The organism is Enterococcus pernyi (assembly GCF_045371165.1).
GTDB lineage: Bacteria > Bacillota > Bacilli > Lactobacillales > Enterococcaceae > Enterococcus_B > Enterococcus_B pernyi.
The window spans coordinates 59,901-79,925 of record NZ_JBIQDM010000009.1; the positions used below are offsets into that span (position 1 = coordinate 59,901).

Annotated in this window: 22 protein-coding genes and 1 riboswitch; all 22 genes read right to left on the reverse strand. The window is 41.7% G+C overall.

What is annotated here, in order from left to right; translation table 11 throughout:
- Positions 1-38: 38 nt before the first annotated feature.
- Positions 39-929, reverse strand: a complete 891-nt coding sequence (locus ACH0AK_RS10950; protein ID WP_010734688.1) for a PhnE/PtxC family ABC transporter permease — start codon at positions 927-929, stop codon at positions 39-41.
- Between the two features lies 1 nt (position 930).
- Entirely contained in the window at positions 931-1,728 is a 798-nt protein-coding gene (locus tag ACH0AK_RS10955; protein ID WP_023520152.1) for an ABC transporter permease subunit, read from the reverse strand.
- A gap of 11 nt (positions 1,729-1,739) precedes the next feature.
- Entirely contained in the window at positions 1,740-2,492 is a 753-nt protein-coding gene (gene phnC, locus ACH0AK_RS10960; protein ID WP_019722481.1) for a phosphonate ABC transporter ATP-binding protein, read from the reverse strand.
- 12 nt (positions 2,493-2,504) lie between these two features.
- Entirely contained in the window at positions 2,505-3,533 is a 1,029-nt protein-coding gene (locus tag ACH0AK_RS10965; protein WP_499796907.1) for a phosphate/phosphite/phosphonate ABC transporter substrate-binding protein, read from the reverse strand.
- Between the two features lie 349 nt (positions 3,534-3,882).
- The gene (locus ACH0AK_RS10970) at positions 3,883-4,767 is read right to left on the reverse strand and encodes a diacylglycerol/lipid kinase family protein (protein ID WP_010734684.1); all 885 of its coding nucleotides are present in this window, start codon (positions 4,765-4,767) and stop codon (positions 3,883-3,885) included.
- 391 nt (positions 4,768-5,158) lie between these two features.
- A complete protein-coding gene (locus tag ACH0AK_RS10975) occupies positions 5,159-5,602 on the reverse strand; it encodes a EutQ-related cupin domain-containing protein (protein WP_010734683.1) in 444 nt (147 codons plus the stop codon).
- 13 nt (positions 5,603-5,615) lie between these two features.
- Positions 5,616-6,755, reverse strand: coding sequence for an ethanolamine utilization protein EutH (gene eutH / locus ACH0AK_RS10980; protein ID WP_023520155.1), 1,140 nt, complete (start codon positions 6,753-6,755; stop codon positions 5,616-5,618).
- 12 nt (positions 6,756-6,767) lie between these two features.
- Positions 6,768-7,028: a EutN/CcmL family microcompartment protein gene (locus tag ACH0AK_RS10985; RefSeq protein ID WP_010734681.1), complete on the reverse strand. Its 261-nt coding sequence runs from the start codon at positions 7,026-7,028 to the stop codon at positions 6,768-6,770.
- 13 nt (positions 7,029-7,041) lie between these two features.
- The gene (locus tag ACH0AK_RS10990) at positions 7,042-7,650 is read right to left on the reverse strand and encodes a hypothetical protein (RefSeq protein WP_023520156.1); all 609 of its coding nucleotides are present in this window, start codon (positions 7,648-7,650) and stop codon (positions 7,042-7,044) included.
- A gap of 12 nt (positions 7,651-7,662) precedes the next feature.
- A complete protein-coding gene (eutD, locus tag ACH0AK_RS10995; protein ID WP_034691491.1) occupies positions 7,663-8,295 on the reverse strand; it encodes an ethanolamine utilization phosphate acetyltransferase EutD in 633 nt (210 codons plus the stop codon).
- A gap of 3 nt (positions 8,296-8,298) precedes the next feature.
- Positions 8,299-8,874 carry a hypothetical protein gene (locus tag ACH0AK_RS11000; RefSeq protein ID WP_010734678.1) on the reverse strand — a complete coding sequence of 192 codons (576 nt, stop codon included), beginning with the start codon at positions 8,872-8,874 and terminating at the stop codon, positions 8,299-8,301.
- Between the two features lie 247 nt (positions 8,875-9,121).
- A complete protein-coding gene (locus ACH0AK_RS11005; RefSeq protein WP_499796896.1) occupies positions 9,122-9,406 on the reverse strand; it encodes a BMC domain-containing protein in 285 nt (94 codons plus the stop codon).
- A gap of 48 nt (positions 9,407-9,454) precedes the next feature.
- Entirely contained in the window at positions 9,455-10,930 is a 1,476-nt protein-coding gene (locus ACH0AK_RS11010; RefSeq protein ID WP_137072707.1) for an acetaldehyde dehydrogenase (acetylating), read from the reverse strand.
- Positions 10,920-11,423 (reverse strand): BMC domain-containing protein, encoded by a 504-nt coding sequence (locus ACH0AK_RS11015; protein WP_023520158.1) that lies wholly within the window; start codon positions 11,421-11,423, stop codon positions 10,920-10,922. Before ACH0AK_RS11015 ends, ACH0AK_RS11010 begins: the two co-directional genes overlap by 11 nt.
- Positions 11,424-11,436: 13 nt before the next feature.
- Complete coding sequence (eutL, locus tag ACH0AK_RS11020) at positions 11,437-12,090, reverse strand: ethanolamine utilization microcompartment protein EutL (RefSeq protein ID WP_010734672.1); 654 nt, start codon at positions 12,088-12,090, stop codon at positions 11,437-11,439.
- Between the two features lie 14 nt (positions 12,091-12,104).
- Positions 12,105-13,010, reverse strand: coding sequence for an ethanolamine ammonia-lyase subunit EutC (gene eutC / locus ACH0AK_RS11025; protein WP_010734671.1), 906 nt, complete (start codon positions 13,008-13,010; stop codon positions 12,105-12,107).
- A gap of 18 nt (positions 13,011-13,028) precedes the next feature.
- Positions 13,029-14,393 carry an ethanolamine ammonia-lyase subunit EutB gene (locus ACH0AK_RS11030; protein WP_023520159.1) on the reverse strand — a complete coding sequence of 455 codons (1,365 nt, stop codon included), beginning with the start codon at positions 14,391-14,393 and terminating at the stop codon, positions 13,029-13,031.
- Positions 14,394-14,409: 16 nt separating this feature from the next.
- Positions 14,410-15,834, reverse strand: coding sequence for an ethanolamine ammonia-lyase reactivating factor EutA (gene eutA, locus ACH0AK_RS11035; protein ID WP_010734669.1), 1,425 nt, complete (start codon positions 15,832-15,834; stop codon positions 14,410-14,412).
- 82 nt (positions 15,835-15,916) lie between these two features.
- The gene (locus ACH0AK_RS11040) at positions 15,917-17,344 is read right to left on the reverse strand and encodes a GAF domain-containing sensor histidine kinase (RefSeq protein WP_010734668.1); all 1,428 of its coding nucleotides are present in this window, start codon (positions 17,342-17,344) and stop codon (positions 15,917-15,919) included.
- The gene (locus tag ACH0AK_RS11045) at positions 17,344-17,916 is read right to left on the reverse strand and encodes an ANTAR domain-containing response regulator (protein ID WP_034691823.1); all 573 of its coding nucleotides are present in this window, start codon (positions 17,914-17,916) and stop codon (positions 17,344-17,346) included. Before ACH0AK_RS11045 ends, ACH0AK_RS11040 begins: the two co-directional genes overlap by 1 nt.
- Positions 17,917-17,942: 26 nt before the next feature.
- Entirely contained in the window at positions 17,943-18,290 is a 348-nt protein-coding gene (gene eutS / locus ACH0AK_RS11050; protein ID WP_023520162.1) for an ethanolamine utilization microcompartment protein EutS, read from the reverse strand.
- 159 nt (positions 18,291-18,449) lie between these two features.
- Positions 18,450-19,574: a 1-propanol dehydrogenase PduQ gene (locus ACH0AK_RS11055; protein ID WP_023520163.1), complete on the reverse strand. Its 1,125-nt coding sequence runs from the start codon at positions 19,572-19,574 to the stop codon at positions 18,450-18,452.
- 287 nt (positions 19,575-19,861) lie between these two features.
- Positions 19,862-20,011, reverse strand: a riboswitch (adenosylcobalamin (AdoCbl) riboswitch).
- Between the last annotated feature and the right edge of the window lie 14 nt (positions 20,012-20,025).

The window sequence follows — 20,025 nt, forward strand, 5'->3', positions numbered from 1 at the left end:
CGTTCTCCTCTCCTTTTTTCCAGTCAATTTCATCTCAATCAAGCGTGAATGATATATTTTTTTCGTAGTCTGATCGCCACGACTTCTAAGATCGCAACTACTGCTAAAATCATATACACTAATACGCCGATCTCATGAAAATCAAAATAAAAACTACTTGTCATCGCAAGTTGGAACCCTAAACCACCCGCTCCTGCGGCGGCACCTACGGCAATCGCATTAGTAAAGTTGATCTCAAAACGAATGAACAACCAAGAAAGCAAAGCGGTCATACAAGAAGGTAAAATTGCTTGGAACACCACCTGCCACCAACTTGCCCCACATGCACGCAATGCTTCGATCACACCAGAATCGATTTCTTCAATACTCTCAGAAAAGACCTTTGTGAGGTAAGCAATCGTGTGAAAAGACATGCCAATGATTGCCGCATTCGCACCCAATCCAATCAAGATCGAGAAAATCATGACCCACAAGATCGTTGGCACCGCACGGATGAAGGACATCACTGTTCGGATCGCGTTTGATGGGCCTGAATGGCTGATATTTCTTGCTGTAAATAACGCCATCAAGAAGGCTGTCACACCTCCAAGCAATGTGGTGATCACCGCCAAACCTACCGTCATACCTAAAGCTTGGAGCAATGTCTCAAAAGAAAAACGTCCAGAGAGTCTTGGCTGGAGAAAAATCCGTTGCAAGTCTGTAAAAAATTGTCGCGTCGCATCCAGCAATACAACCTCGCCATAATCCATCGTGAGTAAGGTGTAGATCGATATACTAGTCAGTAGCGTAAACAAGACCCAAGGGACGATCCGATAGGTTTTCCACACGCGAATACGGATTTTCTTTTTAGCATTTCGTCTGATTTTTGTCGGTTGGGCTAAGACGGTTTCTGTCACCGCTAATTCAAGTTCACTTTGTCGTTGGACCATATCAATGAATCATCCTCCTAATTTTATTGGACGAAAGTTCCAGTGCGATCACGATGACAACGATCGTCAAGATGACCATTCCTGCCATATCGTAGCGAAATTTCTTATAATAGAGGTCAAATAGAAAACCGATCCCCGTTCCGGTCAATATGCCGACCAATGTTGCATCACGGATGTTGTTTTCGATCATGAACAATATCCAACTGATCAGCTGACCAAAGACCATCGGTAAGACGCCTTGAAAAATGATCGCAAAGTAAGAAGCACCAGTCGCCGTCATCGCTTCTGTGATACTTCCTGCCACTTCATCGATCGTTTCCATAAACGAGCGTGTCAAGTAACCGTACGTTGTAAAGGTGATGGCTAAATAACCAGTAAATTCATTTTGTTTGAAACTCAACAGTAGGACCATTGCCCAAACCACGATCGGGATATTTCTAAAAAAACTAGCAAAGACCCGTGCCACTGTTTTTGTTCCCTTATTCAGGCCAGTTGTCTCTGAACCAATGATTGCCGTGATCAATGAAAATACTGTGGCAGTCATCGTTGCTGTGATCGACAACAAAACCGTCTCAAGTAATTTAGATAAGATCAATGGCAAGGATTGGATCGAATTTTCCGTTGGGATAAAATTGGTGAACAACCAGACAAAACTCTGGGGAATCGCCGCAATAGCTGCACCAAATTGAAAGCCAACAAATTGTGAAAAGGCAACGTACACGACAACAAAGCTAAAGAGTGTCACAAATAAAAACTGCTTCTTTTTACGAAAGAGATCTTGATTCAGTTTTTTATCCATCCAAGCCCTCCCTATACTAACAATTCATCAGACTGATAAATCTGATTGATTTGATTTGTTGTCAGTTCATCTGGGTTCCCAGAGAACACGACATTGCCACTGTTTACGCCAATGATCCGATCGGAATAATCGATCGCAACCTCTACTTGGTGAAGATTCACTAGACAAGCGATATCTAATTCTTTCGTCACTTGCCGTAAGTAATCCATAACGACTTTCGAAGATTTGGGGTCTAAAGATGCAATCGGTTCGTCACATAAGATCAACGCAGGACGTTGCATCAACGCTCGAGCAATCCCGACACGTTGTTTTTGTCCACCACTCAATTCATCACAACGTGTGTAAGCAAACTCTGATAATCCGACTTTTTCTAACAAATCGAAGGCTTCCTGTTTTTCCTCTTCATTGTAGACACCAATCGAGCCTTTCACGGCAGACTTGTATCCAAGTCTACCGTGAAGGACATTCTCAACAGCTGTGAGGCGACTGACTAAATTATAATGCTGGAAAATCATACCGATTCTTCTTCTTTTTAAGCGCAAAGACTTCTTCTTTAGACGTTGCATGTCCTCATCTTCAAAGAAGACAGCCCCTTCATTGGCAGAAATCAACTGATTGATACAACGTAGAATCGTGGATTTTCCTGCCCCAGATGGTCCGATGATCGAAACAAATTCTCCTTTTTCTAGTTGAAAGGAAATGTCCTTTAACGCTTGTTTCCCGTTACTATAGGTTTTTGAAATCGAGTCTACTTGTAATAGCATGGCTCGTCCTTTCTACTTCGAGCGAAGTGGGTCATAGAAACTATCAGTGACTTCTACAAATTGTTCATCGGCTTCTTTCTGATATAGACCCACAGATTCTGAGTCTTTTGGTGAAAAGATCGCTTCATTATTCGTCACTTCTTCACTCATCATGGCTTGAGTGATTTTATCGACTGTTTCTTCATCCAGATTATCTTTGTTGACAACAAATGGTCCATTTAACACTGGGATCGAATGGATCACACGGACTTTTTCGCCTCTGACTGTATCAAATGGTGCCTCTGCATCAGCTTTTACTTGGTAAACGACACCAGCTTTGTTTTCTTCCCCCTCCACGACATCAAAATATTGAGCCATGTTCATAAATGCTGCTGCATCCGCATCTCCCTTAAGCAAGTTGACGGCAGAGCCTTGATGGGAACCTCCGAAAAGTACTTTGTTGAAGAAATCGCCATCGATGATCAATTCATCCGAACTACCAAGTCCAAACTGATCAACGATTGCTTGACTTGGTACTCTAAACCCAGAAGTCGAAGAATTAGAGACAAAGGAAAACGCTTTGCCTTCGATCGGTTCCAACGTATAGGCATCACCCTCTTGATACTCCGCTGTATCTTCTTCATTGACGACAATAAAACTGTAATAGACGGCATCTTCCAGAGTGCCACTTGCACCCGAATTTGTTAAAATCGCTTGAACATTTTCGTTTTTTCTATTTGCTTCAATATAGCCATCGGGCCCCATATATGCCAAATCTACTTGTCCGTTGGCAATGGATTCGATCACGATATTATAGTCCGTACTTATGACGATTTCGACGTCTCTACCTGTTGCTTCTGATACGATCGATTGGATTTCATTTCTTGATTGTTCAAATTCACTTGCTGATTCATTGGGATAAAAAGCAATCTTGATTGGCTCAGAAGAATGTTGACTTTCGCCATCCGCTTGAGCATTAGAATTACACCCAGCTAATAAAAATAAACCGGTCATGAAAAACATCGCACTAATAAGTTTCAATTGTCTTTTATTCCAAAACATGTGTGGTAAGCTCCCTTGTTTTTTATTTGGTACATCTTCCATTTTATGGACTCAATGTAAATTTCTAATGGACTTCGCGATAGGAGTAGATGAAGATTGTAAATCATTTGTAAAACAAGGGTTCTTTTCTTTGATCAACCAACACCTTGGTACATCTGCGTCTTTTTTTGAAATAAATGAAAACCATAAAAAATCCTCTTAACAAATTCATCCAATGTTTACAAAAAAACGCAAAAAATAAAGGATGACTCGGTTGATTTGTTTCATCATCGAGTCACCCTTTTCTATTTTTATCTTTCATATTCGTGGTTTTAGGTAGTTGGTCTAGTTGATTTTGTTTAATTTGATTCTAACAATAAACGGATAGATGAGACGGTAATACTTCGATCGTTACTGGAAGTTTTGTTCCTTCATCTCCATCGATATTTGTTGCCAGTTCTTCTTCGTCCACTAAAGAAATCACTAGTTTTTCTGCGGTCTGATACGCAAGATTCTCCGTTGTCGCATCGACCCCTTTGATCAAATCAGGCACTGCTTTTAAGGTATCAAAAAATGAGCGGTCTTTTAAATATACAAAATGAAGCTTGCCATCATTGATTTCTGCCTCTGGTAAGAGCGTCTCAAAACCACCGACTGAGTTTGTCAAACCAATCAGCAGTGTGCTACTTTCGATTTCTTCCTCTACGCCATCAGCTTCCACACGGAACGTATAGGATTGGGTATTCGTCAGTTGTTTGAAGCCAGAAATAAAATAAGCCATCTTTCCTAGTTTGGTTTTCTTTTCAGGATCAACGTCATTGATCGCTTCTGGAATCGTTCCAATGGCAACGACGTTCATAAAGTATTGATCATTGATTTTCCCGATATCTAACGGTTTCGTGTGGTCGATCGAGAATTGTTGGATGGCTTCTTCTGGATCAATCGGCATATTCAATGCTCGGGCTAGATCATTGACCGTTCCTAAAGGAAAGAAGCCAAAATTTGGTCGTTCCTCTTGCTCTGCGAGACCGCTGATTGCCTCATTGACTGTTCCATCACCGCCCATCGCAAAGACACTATCGACTTTTTCCAACGCCCCTTCACGAGCAAAATTTGTTGCATCGCCACTTTTTTCAGTGTGCAAGACTTGGACTTCCTCAAAAATGGTACGCAATTTATTTTCTGCCATTTCTTCATATTCTTTTGCTTTTTCTCCTCCAGAACTAGGGTTAACGATCAACAACGCTTTTTTCATCCGATTTCTTCCTTTCTTGTTTGTTCTTTCTCTTACAATAACATAAAACAAGAAAATTCTAAGGAATGATGCTATTGGGAAAAGCAACAAAAAAGCGGTAAATCCTGAATCAACAGAATTTACCACTTCACTTTTCAGATCATTTATGCGACAAAAAATACTGCCGCTTCAAAACATGCCACTTGACTCATTAAACCTAAACTATTCAGAAGCACCGGTTATTCGGCTTTAGTGCATTCTAGACCTTCTTCCGCACTCTCATGTAACGATACTTGAAATAAAAAATAGCCACTCACTTAAATTGATTATTTGCACCTATTCATTGTTACCTGAGATCATGAAGCCCGACCAGCCATAAAACCAAATAACCGGTACTTCCGAAATACTTTGTTTATTGCGATTGCCAATCGGCTGGATAAGTGACATAGATAAAGCGTGCTTCACCAGTTACTGAGAACTGGATACTCGTACTTTTCGGGATCAAGATCAATTCGCCAGCTTTTGCAGAGACTTTTCGTCCATCGATCAATACATCTAACTGACCAGAAATCACATAATCGATTTCATCATATTCTAACGTCCAATCAAAAGTCGTATCGGTCATTTCCATAATGCCACAACCTAGACGTGGGCTTTCTTGTAATGAAAAAAGATCTTTTGTATACACACGGTCAGCAGGGTTACCTGTATCAAGGCGATCTTCCTCAGAAACAGTCATTTCTGCTAGTCTAATGGAAGCAACACCACTAGGATCGACCTGTTTTGCCGGCATCAATTTTTCCATCACTAATTGTCGTACTAAGTTTTCGATCATTTGACGATCTAATTCTGCCATTTTCGCCACGCTCCTATTCTACGATCGTTTGCTCTTTCGTTGTTGTTTGCTCACTTACGGTTACTTCTTTTTCTTTTCCTAATAAACGATTGGCCATGAATACTGCGACAAAGATTGCAGTGATCCCACCAACGATTTTTCCAACCATCATCGGGAAAATCATTTCTTTCGCCACGCCCGCAGTAAAGCCTAAATGATCACCTAAAATAAATGAAGCAGAAACTGCAAATGCTACATTGATGATTTTTCCACGACGGTCCATATCTTTTAACATTTGGAACATTGGGATATTGTTTGCTAAAGTAGCCACCATGCCGGCAGCTGCAATTTCATTCATACCTAAAACTTTTCCTAATTTCATCAATGGTTTGTTGAACACTCGTGTGATGACAGCTACTAAACAGAATGCGCCAGCCAATGTCAACGCAATGTCACCCACTACTTCGATACCTTCTGTCACCGGAGCAATTCCTGGAATCAATGTGATGTCAACTAATTGTTGGATTGCACCAATGACCAAGCCAGCAATTGCGACGATTACTACACCTTTACCAAAGACATTGAATCCTTTGATCATCCCTTGTGGCGCTAACCATAGACCAACGATGATCAAAGCAGCCACGATCACGATCGGCAATAAGTTTGGTAAGATCATACTCATTGGCATACCAGCGACTAAGCCACCTGCTAACAAACCTAATGGAATCGTAATGATCCCGCTCAGCACACCTGTTGCTAAGTATTGTTGATCTTCTTTTTCAATGATCCCTAAGGCAACGGGAATCGTGAAAACTAATGTTGGGCCCATCATTGCACCTAGAATCGCACCGGCAAACAAGCCAGCTTGTGGATCATGTGCCATTTGTTGTGCTAAGGCGAAGCCACCCATATCGTTTGCTAACAAAGTCGTCGCAAACATCGAAGGATCCGCACCTAAGAATTCATACACAGGTACAACGATTGGGCTAAGAACTGTTGCAAGAACAGGTGCTAATGTGATGATCCCGACCATTGACAAAGCTAATGAACCCATCGCCATCAAGCCTTCTTCAAATTGTTCCCCTAAACCTAATTTGTTCCCGATACATTTATCGATCCCGCCGATAACCATAAAAAGAACCATGATATACATAATGATTTCATTGATACTCATCGTAAATCTCCTTTATTCTTCAATTGAATCAATCACACCGACAATCATTGCATCAATGGGTGTATCTGGATCACCAGCTGAAATTCTGGCTGCTTGTCCTTTGCTGATCAATACCTTGTCACCAACTCCGGCACCGGCATTGTCTGCTGCGACAATAAATCCGATTTTTGTTTCTTTCTCGTCTAGTACATCGACCATCAGTAGTTTCCAACCATTTAGTTTTTCATCTTTTCTGGTCGACCATAGACTTCCAGTCACTTCACCTAATAGCATCTGTGATCCCTCCTCATTTGAATAAACGATTTCTTAGCGCATACTCCTCTGCTAAAGGTGTCAACCGTTCCTGATTCATTAAATCTATTCCATTTGTTTGTTGTAGTCGCTGGATCAATTGCTTCTCTGTGATATACTTTCGCTTTGGCAACTCATTTGCTAACACCTTTTTTCGGCAAGCCGCTAAAAATGAGTCATAGCTTGCATTTTCTTCTTCGAAAAAATACATCCCATAACGTTGGCATTGCACTGTTGATTCAGTGATTTTCTTTTTCAGGTGGTACTTCATTTTGTTTGGACTGTTCACTGACTCTGTTTGCAGAACCAAGACAGGCTTTCCTGCGAACAAAAAAGAAAGGATACTCGCCGTTTTACGATCAATCGGTAGCAACTGAGCAATCGCGGCCAATTGAGGAAAACTGACATGTTGGACGACTAAGCCATCGCTTTTCGTTGGATCTTGCGTTTCTATCCAATCGACCATCGATCGTTCAGCGAATAACGTTGTAGGATAACTTGCTTTTTCGTCCATCCATGCTAACTGATAGTCAGCTGCGGGCAATCGGTTCATCAGCATTTCGGTGACTTGCTGAATGACTTTTTCAATCTCCGTTACCTTCACGAAATCCCCTCCCTATTTACAAATGTAACCACGATCTCCTTTGTTCAAGCCACACGCATTTGCTTCATCGTAATCAATGTGCATATACGTCGCAAAATCTGGACTGACACGGACAACCACATCATCAAAGATCAGCGGACGACTTGCTTCCACACGTACTTTCACCGTTTGACCATTCACTACTTGGTTTTTGTTTGCATCTTCTGGCGTCATATGGACATGGCGCTTTGCCACGATCAACCCTTTATCTAATTGAACAGCTGATTCACCGTTCATCAAGACCACACTTGGTGTTCCTTCGATTTTGCCGCTTTCTCTGACAGGCACGCGACTGCCTAAAATACGTGTATCCGTCATCGAAACTTCGACTTGTGACTCCGCACGTTCTGGGCCTAAAATAACCACATTTTGGAATAAGCCTTTGGGACCTGCGACAGTGATCCGCTCTTTGCAGACATACTGACCTGGTTGGGACAATTCTTTTACTTTGGTCAATTGGTATCCTGGACCAAATAATGCGTCGATATCTTTGCGACTCAAATGCACGTGTCTTCCTGAAGCTTCTACTTCGAAAGAATGTTGTTGTGACTGGATACGTTGTACCACTTCATTGATAATTTCATTTAAATGATCCAATCGGTTCATCTCCTACTCATTTTTCGGCAGTTGAATCATACGTTGCAATTCTTCTGCCCATAACATAAAAATAGCTAAATCTGTCGGAAATTCTTCTAACAATTGACTGATTTTCTCTATTTGATACTCGATCTCATTGATTGAATAGCGCAAGGTTCTTTTTTGCAAGGAGGAACGATACATCATTCCTGAAAGTCGTTTTGGATGAGTTGAGAGCTTTTCCCCATCCAATCGACTAAAGCTTACTAACCAATCTTGCTGATACTCTAAATACAACCAACCTTCGGCATAAATATCGTTTTCTTCCAATAAATGAAAGAAGAGTAGATTTTTCAGTTTTTTTATTTCTAAACAGATTTTTCGTCGCACACTGGGCATCAACGATTCTTGTTCAAACATAGGTTGCTTAGGTTTCTCCATTGGAGAAGAAACGAGGTTTTCTCGCATAAGCGGAATATGATGCTCACGTAAATAGCTAGAAGCTGCGGGAGTCAAAAGACAATCCTTTGGCACAACGAAAGTGATTCCTGTTTGTATTTCTTTTTTCCGAAACATGTGCCGTAACTGGTCTTCTGTAATCACACTCATAGGACGCTCTCCTTTCTCCAATGGATTATTTCCAAGCATTGATCTCGTCTTGGAAACAAGCCTATAACAATAATATCCACTTTACTTCCACAACATAGATAAACGGCATTCCAGAAGCAACTCCTTCAAAAATAAGGGCGAAAAGCCAAAAATATGAGAAAATATTTTCGGCTTTTCGCCCTTATTTCTCGGAGCTGAACCCTTCTGTCACAACCTCTTGTTTCATTTTAGATGTCTATAACGATGATTATTCAGCCTCTTTTGGTAAAATCGCATCTACTTCAGTGTGAGGACGTGGGATCACGTGTACAGATAATAATTCGCCAACACGTTCAGCTGCTGCTGCACCTGCATCTGTTGCTGCTTTTACAGCCCCAACATCACCACGAACCATGATTGTTACTAAGCCGCCACCTACTTGTTCTTTGCCGATCAATGTTACGTTTGCTGCTTTCACCATTGCATCTGCTGCTTCAACAGCACCTACTAATCCACGAGTTTCGATCATTCCTAAAGCGTTTGTACTTGACATTATAATTTCCTCCTATTGTGTGTGTTTTCAATTAATATATATTACATATTATTGTAATCGAGCTAATACTTGGGCAACGAGTGTATCGATCAACTCATCTTTGTTGCCCCCTTGGTTGTTTGTTTCTTGGACTGGCATTTGAGCGCCAGCGCCAAATTCTTGACGGATGTCCGCTAGATCAGTGACACCGTAAGCGACACGACGAACATTGAATAGGTTTTCTACTCCGATATTGTCAGATGTAGAACTTCCACCAACGGCGCCACACCCTAGTGTCAACGCTGGAACTAAGCCAGTTGAAGCCCCGATTCCGCCTAATGAACCTGCGGTGTTGATCAACAGACGAGAAACTGGTTTTCTTAAGCCAAATTCACGGACGACTTCTTTGTTTTCAGTATGGATACACATTGTGTGTCCTGCACCTTCACCTTTTAAGATTTCTACCGATAGATCACAAGCTTCTTGCCAGTTTTCTACCGTGTAAAAAGCAATGATCGGTGCTAATTTTTCTCTTGAGAATGGATACTTGATGCCAACGTTGCTTTCTTCTGCCACGATCAGACGACGATCAAATGGAATATTCAACCCAACTAATGAAGCGATATGACGAACCGAACGTCCAACGATTTGTGGGTTCATCGTGCCGTTAGGTCGTAAGATAAAGCGAGACAATTTATCTGCTTCGTCTGGACTCAAGAAGTAAGCACCTTGTTTGATCAATTCAGCTTTGACTGCTTCACGATTGACTTTTTCCACGATGATCGACTGTTCTGATGCACAGATCGTTCCATTATCAAATGTTTTAGAATCCATGATCCGTTTCACCGCCATTGGGATCAATGCGCTACGTTCAATATATGCTGGACCATTGCCTGGGCCTACGCCGATCGCCGGTGTTCCTGAAGAATACGCAGCTTTGACCATCGCATTGCCACCAGTGGCTAAGATCAAGTTTGTATCTTTGTGGGTCATCAATTCTTTTGTTGCTTGCATCGTTGGTGTCGTGATCACTGAAACACTCTCTTTTGGTCCATCCGCAGATTCGATCGCTGAACGAATGATCTCCACTGTCGCTTGGATCGATTGTAATGCGTTTGGATGTGGGGAGAAGACGATACTATTCGCAGCTTTCAATGCGATCAATGCTTTGTAGATCACTGTTGAAGTTGGGTTTGTCGATGGGATCAACCCAGCAACTACGCCAACAGGTACGGCAATCTCCGTTACCTTTTTCTGTGGGTCTTCATTGATGACACCCACTGTTTTCGTATGTTTGAATTCTTCATAAACGATTTTTGAAGCAAAAGCATTTTTGATGATTTTGTCTTCATAGATGCCGAAGCCAGTTTCTTCATTCGCCATTTTCGCTAGACGTTCACGTTGTGCAAATGTAGCGTCTGAAACGGCTTTGACGATTTGATCAATCTGCGTTTGCGAAAATGTTTCTAATACTTTTTGCGCCTTTTTTGCAGCTTCGATCAAATCACGGGTTTCTTGGATCGAGCGTAAATCTTTATCCACGATGGGTCACTCCTTTAATTTCTGCCATGATCGCCTCTACTAATGATTGTTTGCTTGCAGATTTGATTTCTGATGGTTTTAAATGTTTCACATTCAATTTGTAAGCTTCTTTTCGTAGCTCTGCGACACGTTTTGCTTGTAACTCCGCACGACGATCGTTTGTTTCACTGATCTGGGTGGCTTCAACCTTCGTTTCGACTTTCGTCGGCTCGGCTGGTTCTTCTGTTTTCGGTTGTTGAAAAAGGATGTGCGTCTGTTCATCCACCCGTGAAATCACATGATGTGAGATCAGACAGTTCAACGCCTTCGCTACGACGACCCCTGCATCGACTGCTGCATTCACAGCAGCAACATCACCACTTAGTTGGACAGTGGTTAGTCCACCTTTGATGATCTCCGCATTCAACAAGGTCACATCTGCGGATTTCAACGCAGCATCGCTGACACTGACAGCGCCTAAAAATCCGCGAACTTCGATCATTCCAATCGCATTCATTCGTGACACTCCCTTAGTAGCTCAACGGATTTTCTGCAATCCGTTGAACGACCTGTTCAAAAGCTGTACAAGCTGCTTTACATGCTGATTGACTACCCGTTAAAAGCGCCCCACCAAAGTTTGTTTCAGATGGTGGTCCAAAGAAACTGCAGATTTCAACATCCGCCGCTTTCAATGCTGCATCTAGTGCAACCATCGCTTCTAAAGGTGGCGCGATCAAGTAAGCAATTGCTTCGCCTTCACGAATGTTCGCTTCTTTTGATAAGTATCTTCCAGAACGAGAAACCACATGGGCAAAGTACACGATGCTGTCATCGTCATTTGCACTGATAAAGCTTGCTTCTTGTTCAATGACTTGTGTCACGACAGATAGTCCACTGGTGATCTCAGCCGGACTTGGTCCAGCAATGATCCCAATCACTTCACCCGCAAGTTTCGTAGAGGCATTCGCCGCTCCTGCATACATACTTTTTGCATAAACAACTTCTACTTCCGCTGCCTTTGTTGCTTCATCTAAAGCCACATAAGTCACATCATCACAATCTGATGTCACGATACCTAATGAGCGCATCCCTGGTGTCAACCCAAATTGCTCCGCTAATGCAGCATCTACATTAGGAATGACTTGAACACTTAAGACGTTTGCGCCTAAACGATCATTTTTCATTGATGTTTCTCCTCCTATTCGGCTTCTTTCAACTCAATACCAGATTTTTTCTTATCTAACATTTTCTTGATCAATTCCGCAATATATGCACCGGCCTCGACCGCTGGTGTCCCACCTTTATGGATGTTTGAGATCACTGTACGACGAGCTTCTGGCATTCCGACAGTTGGACGGTAAGCAACATACGCACTCATCGATTCTGCTGTTACAAGCCCAGGACGTTCACCAACTAATAAACAAACGACCTCTGCATCGGTGATTTCGCCGATTTGATCCATTGATGGTACACGACAATATTTTACGAATACGACTTGATCAAAATCTAAGCCATACATTTTCAAGCCTTGTTTGATTGCTGGTAGTACTTCTTTGATATTTGCTCCGATAGCCGCAGAACTTAATCCGTCCCCAACAACGATCTGTACTTTGGCTTTTGCGGTCGTTTGTTGTTTGATTTTTGTGCTATTTTCTTCGTCAAATTGACGACCAAAATCTGGACGAGTCAAGTATTCGTCTTTTGTTTTACAAATCGTTTGTGTTGAAATGAAGCCCATTTCCTCAACCAATTGCGGATCAACATCAGAGAATACGGCATCTTGTGCTGCTGCATGGTCCGCACGGAAACGTAAGGTAGAATCAGTCATATAGCGAGTGCCTGTACGTCCCACTCCGATACGAGCAGGTGTAAATGCCTTCATACGCAAGTATCCTGTTTCGTCTTTTGCATCTTTGACCAAAAGCTGTTTCCGCAGATCTAACTCTGTGATGTCATCGATCATCCCTTCTTCTACTACTGGCATGGTTGTTGTCATCGTATTTGTTGTTGCGGCTGGTGCTTTCGGTTGTTCTATTGTTTTTTCACCGGCTACCATTTCACTTAGCATGGAAGTGATCATTTCTTTCAATTGTTGTTCGTTCATTTTTTTCTTGCACCCCACTTATTTGATAAATACTGAAGCATCGCCGGCTAGGCTTGTTAATTTCCCATTTTCCATCAAGCCCATTTTCTCCATCCAACCTTCAAATTCTTTAATTGGACGTAAACCGAACAATTCACGGACTGTTGCTGTTTCATGGAAACCTGTCGTTTGGTAGTTCAACATCACATCATCCCCATGAGGAATCCCCATAATATACGTACACCCGGCTGATGTTAGTAACACAGCTAAGTTTTCCATATCATTTTGATCTGCTTTCATGTGGTTTGTATAACATACGTCACAACCCATTGATAAACCTGTTAGTTTACCCATGAAGTGATCTTCTAAGCCTGCACGAATGACTTGTTTTGAATCATACAAGTATTCTGGTCCAATAAAGCCGACAACAGTATTCACAAGGAATGGATCAAATTTCTTCGCTAATCCATAGCAACGTGCTTCCATCGTTACTTGGTCTGCACCAAAATGAGCTTCAGATGATAACTCAGAACCTTGACCAGTTTCAAAATACATCACGTTCGGTCCAGCTGCTTGGCCATTGCTCAATGCTAATGCTTGCGCTTCAGCTAACATATCCGCATTCAAACCAAACGCAGTGTTTCCTTTTTCTGATCCAGCAATGGATTGGAAAACTAAACCAGTCGGTGCGCCTTGACGCATGGCTTCCATCTGGGTCGTCACGTGAGCCAAGACACAGGTTTGTGTTGGAATCTCCCATTCGCTACGAAATTCTTCAAATTTATCTAAACAACGTTTCACGCTTTCTGTCGAATCATCCACTGGATTCAATCCGATCAGTGCATCGCCGGCCCCGTACGATAATCCTTCCATTACAGAAGCCATGATTCCGTCTACGTCATCTGTTGGATGATTTGGTTGTAGACGATTGGAGAAAGTACCTGCGCGACCGATTGTTGTGTTGGCTGTTTTTTCAATGTGGATTTTTTTTGCGCCTACGATCAAGTCCATATTTGACATCAATTTGCAGACTGCCGCAATCATTTCCGCAGTCAATCCACGAGAGATATATTTGATTTCAAAATCTCCTGTTTTGTCTGAAAGGATATATTCTCTTAATTCGGCAACTGTCCAATGTTTGATCATGCCGAAAATACGCATGTTGACTTGGTCGATGATGATACGTGTGACTTCATCTTCCTCATAATCAACCACTGGATTGTTGAATAAATCATTTAAAGTCAGATGAGATAGCACGACTTTGGCTGCCACTCGTTCTTCCGCAGAAGTTGCTGCCACACCCGCTAATTTATCTCCTGATTTTTCTTCATTTGCTTTAGCCAATACTTCTTTGACTGAAGAAAATTGATAGGTTTTGCCAAATAATTTTGTTTTTAAAATCATTTTTCTTGTCGCTCCCTTAATTAAATACTAATGTTTTGACAACTACCGGTAACACTGCACCTTCGGCAACAGGTTGACCAATATCGATATAATCCCCATTTTCTACTTTGACGGAATCAATGCAGATGAACGGATAATTCCCCGGTAAATACGCATATAATGCATGACCTAATGCTTTTGCCATGTCCTCGTCCACCATGATGACTAGTGGGATATTTTCATTGATCAAGGCAGATAACCCCCGAACGATGCCTTCCCCATATCGTTGGACGTCTGCGAATGTCGGATTCACGAGCCCCTTCATCGCTAAAGCGATTTGCGGTGTTTCTTCCAAACGATGCCAAGCCAGCTTTTCATTGATTCGCTCACCCATTGCTTCCGCAGGCAAGGACTCATCTTCTTGGGAAACTTTCAAGATCGGAATATTTTTGATTGGCAGGATCTGCTCATGATAAGCGATCGTACTGCCACTAATATCAGCGGTATGGGAACCTGCACCGACCACCGTTGCCCGAATCGTTTCATTACTTTGTAAGACTTCTTTTTCAACAAAAATTTGCGATTTTCGTAAAGCCGTACCTAATAACAGACCGATATCCCCATACTTGAATATATCTGTCACTTCTTCGATCAAGCAATCCGCTACGCCACCAGAAAAAGTGACGATTGGTAGTTCGCCATCTAGCCGTAATCCTCGGTTCGTAATGAATAACTCATAAAAGGGACTTCGTTCTCCGATACCCACACTATTCGCCAAAACTTTTACTAACTCATCGATCACTGGTTGGATGGCAGTAACAGAAGCTTTTGTTCCAACTTTCAAGGGTAATCTCAACTGCTCGACCATTTCTGTGATCTTTGGTGAAATATACGAAATATTCCCTGCTTGGTCGACCTTGATCAACCGACCACCGATATCAAAACAGGCGGTATCATCGATTTCCCCATCGGTGAAGACGACTAAATTACTCGTGCCGCCGCCGATATCGATGTTGACGACCGAAGCATGACGCTTTGTCGAATACTCTTGCGCGCCTGCCCCTTTTCCGGCAATGATACTTTCAAGATCTGGGCCAGCTGTCGCGACCACGAAATCTCCAGCAAAGCCACTCAGTGCTTGTAATACTTTGCTCGCATTGGCTTTACGAGCTGTTTCACCGGTGATGATCACCGCACCCATTTGGATTTGCTGCTTTTCTATCCCTGCTTGGTGATATTGTCGGGAAACAAACGCTTTGATTGCTTCATCATCAATCATTGTCTGATTGATCAAAGGAGTGAAGATGATTTCACTACGGTAGATCACTTCCTTATCTGAGATCGTGATCCGAGGAACAGAAAACGCAGAGGCGAAATTTTCGATCGTCAACTCAGATAAAACAAGCTGAGTCGTCGAGGTACCTAAATCGATCCCTACAGTAAGAATTTTTTCTTTTGCCATCTTTTTTCTCCTTTCTGCAAACAAAAAATGCTTAAAGACAGCCTAGAATCTCTTCTACGCATCTTTAAGCATCGTTGCTTTTTCACCGAACAACATCTTTGGTGTTCTGTTCAAAATAGAAACAAGTTTTTGTTCCTTTATTGGATGATTCAATTTTTACTTTTCCTTTTAGCTTATCTTTGATATAGCTATTCACGATCATCAAACCTAAACTGGTCTCTTTGTTTCGGTTGATATCGTAGCCATTGCCATTATCTGTGACAGTGATCGTAATGACTCTATTTTCGATTTCCCCGCTGACTTCAACTACGCCATTTTGATCTGCCTCAAAGGCATGATCAAAGATATTTTGGAGTAATTCGTTAACGACTAAGGAAATGGAAACCATTTGATCGCTAGAAACAGTGATCGTCGGATCAACGGTTAGATTCAATCGCACTTTCTCCGGATTGAAAATATGCCGGAAATTGTACATCACTGCCTCAAGCATTTGTCGCAAGGAAACATTATCTTCCACTTGCTTCGACAATAATTCATGTGTCATCGCGATCGCCATGATCCGGTTCACACTTTCTTTTAGTACTTTACTAGCCTCTTTGCTAGTGGTACGGCGTGCTTGGATCCTCAATAACGAAACGACGGACTGTAAATTATTTTTGACACGGTGATGGATCTCGCGGATCGCCACCGATTTTGAGACGATTTCATCTTCTTTCTTTTTCACTTCTGTATTATCTTGAATAATCATTGCTACTCTCGATCCTGCATCAATCCAAACTTTTCGAATATTAAAGTAATAATTTAAATACGCTGTCTCTAATTCGATCAACCGATTTTCGGTCTGATCGTTCATCTGATAAAGAACATATTCGAACGTTGTATAATCAAGGGAGAGATTGTCATAGTGTAAATCGTTGATCATTTCGCGATAGCCTAGTTTTCGGTATAATTCTTTGGCCCGATGATTTGCTAAGACCAAATTTCCTGTGGTCGTATCAAAAATCAAGACCGCTTCGGCTAACTGGTCCATGATTAGAGGATCAACTGTCGATTCGATTGCTATTGTCCCTTGCTCGTTTGACTGTAATTCTTGTCGTTCAACTGCCCCAATCGGTTGCTCGACTCCCTCTTCTACGATGATCACACCAATTGTTCGTTGTTCATTACGAATCGGAAAAATGTTTTGTTTGATCAAGCGATTCTCTTGCGTAACTGCTAACAAACCAATGCTATTCAAGCTTGTTTCCATGGTCCGTAAAACGCCAGGTTCATTTTTTAATAACGCTTCTTTTCCGACAACTTCATGTTTATATAATGAGGGAATATATTTTGGCTTTTTGTGATAGACAACTAATGCTTCTTTCGTCATTTCATTAAAAACATCGATGAACACATCTGCCATCTCATAATGCTTAGACTCTGCTAAATAAGCACTCGTCCGACAAAGCTCTTGGATATCTGACTGGGTTAAGTTGGTATAACGCTGACATAATGTATTGATCCGTTCCATTATTCATCATCCATAATAATCAATTCTGCGATGTCACTCATCCGTGCGCGTTTGTTCATACTTAATGCGCGCAACATCTGATAAGCTTCTTCTTCAGAAATATTATTTTCTTTTGCTAAGATCCCTTTTGCCTTCTCTATAACTTTTCGTTCTTCCAATTTCAACTGTAGTTTATCGATCTGCTGCAGCAAGTTTTGGGTTTCTTTTCCTCTAGCGATCCCCATTTCAATGGTCGGGATCAATGATTTTGCATCTAATGGTTTTACCAGATAACCGATTGCTCCTAATTTCTTCGCTTTCTCCGTATTCTCATGATCACTGTAAGCAGAAAGAAACACGATACTCCCTGCTAACTGATCTTGGATGATTTTTTTACCGGATTTTAGACCATCTAAAATCGGCATTTGGATATCCATCAATACGAGATCCGGCTTGTTCTCTTTACAAACTTCGATTGCTTCAAATCCATCTGCGGCTTCCCCAACAACTTCATAACCAGCTTCCAGTAGAATATCTCGAGTGTCCAATCGTGTGATTGGTTCATCGTCTACTATCACAATTCTGCCCTTCATATTCAATACGCTTTGTCTCCCCCGAACTAAGTTCTTGTAATTTCACACGTCACAGAGAATTGCAAAATCTGTTTGAGTCCATCCAATACAGCATGTAATGCTGCTTCAACAGAACTCACGTCGCCAGAAATAACTACTGAACCAGAGAAACGATCGATAAAACCAATGGTAATGTCGCCACTTTTCGTTGCAATATCCACAGCGATGATTGCGGCTTCACTTGGCGTGATCGTCAAAATCCCTAACGCATTGCTTGTGCCTGCCGGTAATCCTAATTTTGTATAGACTTCCTTGTCGGGACTCGCAATGATGTGGGCTAAAGTGACTTGTTTTCCTGGGACGTATTCTTGGATCATTCGTTGTTTTTCTTCCAAACAAGACTCGCTCCTTCATTTTAAGCAATAAAAAATCCTCAATAATAAGCCATAAAGTGTTCACTTTACGCTTGTTATTAAGGGCCCCATTGCTCTTAAATTTTGAAGCACTCCGTTGTGCTCATTCATTATATGTTAACCTTTTCACGATGTCAATCTTTATAAAATGGCTTTTAATATTGCTCTAACGCCTTTTTCATCTGCCTTACGAGGATTCGTTCTCGTGCAACCATCTGCTAAGGAAGAGGTGGTAATTGCTTCTTCTTGTACTAATACTTCTTTTGAAGACAAGCCGTATTCACTCAACGTCGCTGGCATCTCTAATTTTTCTCGCAGCTGTTTGATCATACGAATCAAATTCTGCACACCTAAACGAGGATTTTTCGTTTGCGTATTGCTTATGCAGTTTGCTAATGCCGCATATCGTTCAGCCACTTTGATTTCAGTCACTTGACCATTTTCTAAACCACTATTGTAAGCAATCACTTCTGGCAGTAAGATCCCATTGATCCGTCCATGTGGCACATGTAAACGAGCGCCAGCAGCATGAGCGATTCCATGATTCAACCCTAATGAAGTTGAATTGAACGCCATCCCTGCCATACAAGAGGCTAAGTGCATTTGCTCTCTTGCTTCTTTGTCTTGCCCATTTTTGTAGGCTCGCTCTAAATATTCGAAAACTAAAGCAACCACTTTCTCACATAAGGCATCTGCTACCCCATTTGCTTCTGTAGAAACGTAGGATTCAATCACATGGGTCAGCACATCCATTCCCGTATCGGCAGTGATTTTTGGTGGGACACTCATGACTAGTCCAGTGTCTAATATCGCTATATCCGGTTGGATCTCTTCTGTTACTAAAGGGATCTTCAACCCCAATTCACTGATCGTGATCACTGAGAAGTTTGTCACCTCAGACCCTGTCCCACTGGTGGTTGGGATTGCAATAAATTGGGCAGTCAAGAGATCCATTGTCTTTTGCCCAAAATATTTCATTGCTTTCGCTGCATCGATGGCTGAACCGCCACCGATTGCTACGATGACTTCACTTTGAAATCTTTCCATTTCTTTGATTCCTGAAACGATTTTATCAAGTGGTGGATCAGGAACAATATCACTAAATACGTGATACTGATTTAAATAAGTCATGACTTTTTCTACCAGACCATTTTCTACCATAAAGGGATCAGTAACGATGAAAACACGCTTATCTTTGACACTCTCAAGACTTTGTAACGCATCTTCTCCCACAATGATCTGTGTCGAGAATTGTATACTTTCCACGAACATTCCTCCTTGAAACCAAAATAAAAGAGCCTTCAAACCAATGGAAATCACAAGATCCATTTGTCTGAAGCCCCTTTGCTTCTTTTACAATCCATACAACAGTGTATGGTGTCTATTCTGTAATTATTAATCAACACATGCGCTGGGAATCAGCAGTACGCCATTGTACTTGAAATCTCTTTCCCCATTGAAAGACCAGCCCAATATTCCCATACACATCATCGTGCTATGTGTGGGATTGAATCAAATATTCTTGGGCTGACTTTCAAAAAACGTCATTTTTTTAGCAACACCCTGTTTTGCCTCGAAACAGTTTGCCCAATAATGAAAAATAAGAAAAGACCTGACTTAAAAGCTCGAACGCTTTATCACAGTGGCGGGACCGTGCCAGCATCTCACTGGCTTCCATTCGTATCTCTCATAAACATTTGATTAATCTAACAGCACT

Bases quoted from the DNA above. Each gene is read 5' to 3' on its own strand.
- ACH0AK_RS10950 (WP_010734688.1), bottom strand. From the start codon at position 929: ATGGTCCAACGACAAAGTGAACTTGAATTAGCGGTGACAGAAACCGTC.
- ACH0AK_RS10955 (WP_023520152.1), bottom strand. From the start codon at position 1,728: ATGGATAAAAAACTGAATCAAGATCTCTTTCGTAAAAAGAAGCAGTTT.
- phnC (WP_019722481.1), bottom strand. From the start codon at position 2,492: ATGCTATTACAAGTAGACTCGATTTCAAAAACCTATAGTAACGGGAAA.
- ACH0AK_RS10965 (WP_499796907.1), bottom strand. From the start codon at position 3,533: ATGTTTTGGAATAAAAGACAATTGAAACTTATTAGTGCGATGTTTTTC.
- ACH0AK_RS10970 (WP_010734684.1), bottom strand. From the start codon at position 4,767: ATGAAAAAAGCGTTGTTGATCGTTAACCCTAGTTCTGGAGGAGAAAAA.
- ACH0AK_RS10975 (WP_010734683.1), bottom strand. From the start codon at position 5,602: ATGGCAGAATTAGATCGTCAAATGATCGAAAACTTAGTACGACAATTA.
- eutH (WP_023520155.1), bottom strand. From the start codon at position 6,755: ATGAGTATCAATGAAATCATTATGTATATCATGGTTCTTTTTATGGTT.
- ACH0AK_RS10985 (WP_010734681.1), bottom strand. From the start codon at position 7,028: ATGCTATTAGGTGAAGTGACTGGAAGTCTATGGTCGACCAGAAAAGAT.
- eutD (WP_034691491.1), bottom strand. From the start codon at position 8,295: ATGAACCGATTGGATCATTTAAATGAAATTATCAATGAAGTGGTACAA.
- ACH0AK_RS11000 (WP_010734678.1), bottom strand. From the start codon at position 8,874: ATGAGTGTGATTACAGAAGACCAGTTACGGCACATGTTTCGGAAAAAA.
- ACH0AK_RS11005 (WP_499796896.1), bottom strand. From the start codon at position 9,406: ATGTCAAGTACAAACGCTTTAGGAATGATCGAAACTCGTGGATTAGTA.
- ACH0AK_RS11015 (WP_023520158.1), bottom strand. From the start codon at position 11,423: ATGAATGCGATTGGAATGATCGAAGTTCGCGGATTTTTAGGCGCTGTC.
- eutL (WP_010734672.1), bottom strand. From the start codon at position 12,090: ATGAAAAATGATCGTTTAGGCGCAAACGTCTTAAGTGTTCAAGTCATT.
- eutC (WP_010734671.1), bottom strand. From the start codon at position 13,010: ATGAACGAACAACAATTGAAAGAAATGATCACTTCCATGCTAAGTGAA.
- ACH0AK_RS11030 (WP_023520159.1), bottom strand. From the start codon at position 14,393: ATGATTTTAAAAACAAAATTATTTGGCAAAACCTATCAATTTTCTTCA.
- eutA (WP_010734669.1), bottom strand. From the start codon at position 15,834: ATGGCAAAAGAAAAAATTCTTACTGTAGGGATCGATTTAGGTACCTCG.
- ACH0AK_RS11040 (WP_010734668.1), bottom strand. From the start codon at position 17,344: ATGGAACGGATCAATACATTATGTCAGCGTTATACCAACTTAACCCAG.
- ACH0AK_RS11045 (WP_034691823.1), bottom strand. From the start codon at position 17,916: ATGAAGGGCAGAATTGTGATAGTAGACGATGAACCAATCACACGATTG.